The sequence below is a fragment of the Caballeronia arationis genome (genome assembly GCF_001544975.2).
Lineage (GTDB): Bacteria > Pseudomonadota > Gammaproteobacteria > Burkholderiales > Burkholderiaceae > Caballeronia > Caballeronia arationis.
In genome coordinates this window covers 1-1,367 of record NZ_FCOG02000440.1, presented here as the reverse complement: position 1 = coordinate 1,367, position 1,367 = coordinate 1, and the positions used below count along the sequence as shown (strand labels likewise).

The 1,367-nt window shown below is 54.4% G+C and carries 1 protein-coding gene; it reads right to left on the bottom strand.

Going from position 1 to position 1,367, the window contains the following annotated elements; translation table 11 throughout:
• Window positions 1-258: 258 nt before the first annotated feature.
• Window positions 259-1,284 carry an IS110 family RNA-guided transposase gene (locus tag AWB81_RS42980; RefSeq protein WP_062644662.1) on the bottom strand — a complete coding sequence of 342 codons (1,026 nt, stop codon included), beginning with the start codon at window positions 1,282-1,284 and terminating at the stop codon, window positions 259-261.
• Window positions 1,285-1,367 lie beyond the last annotated feature (83 nt).

Genomic DNA, 1,367 nt, shown 5'->3' with positions numbered 1-1,367 from the left:
CATATGATGTAGGTCCCAAGTTCAAATCTATGGCCAGCCCGAATTTTGCAACCTTTGGTTTTGACAGTGTGTGGCTTGCGCAAATCTATCCGGAATCGTGCCGGACGCCCGTCCGATGTTCCGAGATGAAAACCGCACCGGTCGAACCTCAAAATGTCGGCAGCTGCCTGTGAGCTGTAGAACTTGTCAGGTTATTCGTCCGGTCGCTGAGCCGTTGACCATCAATCTCCAGCAGTCGCAAACCTGGTTAGCAAAATCTCAACTTGTGCGGACCAACAACGAGCCGTGATAATCCGTGTGTTTTGTGAGAACGGCCCATGCAATCCGGGCAAGCTTGTTGGCAAGCGCGCAGGCAACGACATTCGAGTGTCGTCGACTCAACATCGAACGAATCCATTCTCCAAGCCTGTCGTTACGCTTGTGCACGCGTTGTATGACGGCACGCGCGCCTTGTACGAGCAGATGACGCAGATGTTTGTCACCGCGTTTGCTGATGCCACATAACGTCGTTCGTCCGCCCGTGCTCTTCTGACGTGGGACCAGCCCGATCGACGCCGCGAAATTTCTTCCACCCACATACTGCGCGATGCTTCCGATCTCCGATGCGAGCAAGCTTGCCGTGATGGGGCCGATCCCCGGAACCGAAAGCAATCGAGCGGCGTTCTCGTCCTCATGAAGCTGTGCGACCAGTTCCTTCTCGGTCTCGACAACTTGCGCGTCGAGATATTTATAGTGTTCGTGCAGTCGTTGAATAATTTGGAGAAGCCTAAGCGGAAGATCATGGATCGCGATGACATCAGGCAGACGACGCAGGGTTGCTTTGGACATTGGCACCACGACGCCAAATTCGAGCAAGATTCCGTGAATTCGATTGATGGTGGCCGTACGTTCGGTCACCAAACCCTCACGCGTTCGATGTAACGCGGCTAGAAGTTGTTGGGCTTCTGTTCGAGGCTCGACGAAGCGCATCGCAGGTCGGGACGCGGCCTCACAGATCGCCTCAGCATCGATGTAGTCATTCTTGTTGCTCTTCACGAACGGCCGCACATATTGCGGCGAAATCAGCTTGGTCACATGCCCCATTGCGTTCAGCTTGCGTGCTAGCCAGTGCGAACCAGCACAAGCTTCCATGACGACAGTGACGGCTCTGAGATTGCTGAAGAACGAAAGCAACTGCTGACGCGAAAGCTTCTTGCGAAAGATCGCATGGCCCTTCGCATCCTGCCCGTGAATATGAAACACATGCTTGCCCAGATCGATGCCGATCAGCGTGACCTCGTCCATGTCAGCCTCCCTCTACGTTGGATCGAACCTCTTATCCTAGGACGATCGCAGGGATCGGGCTGGCCATTTCATTATGTCGTGTT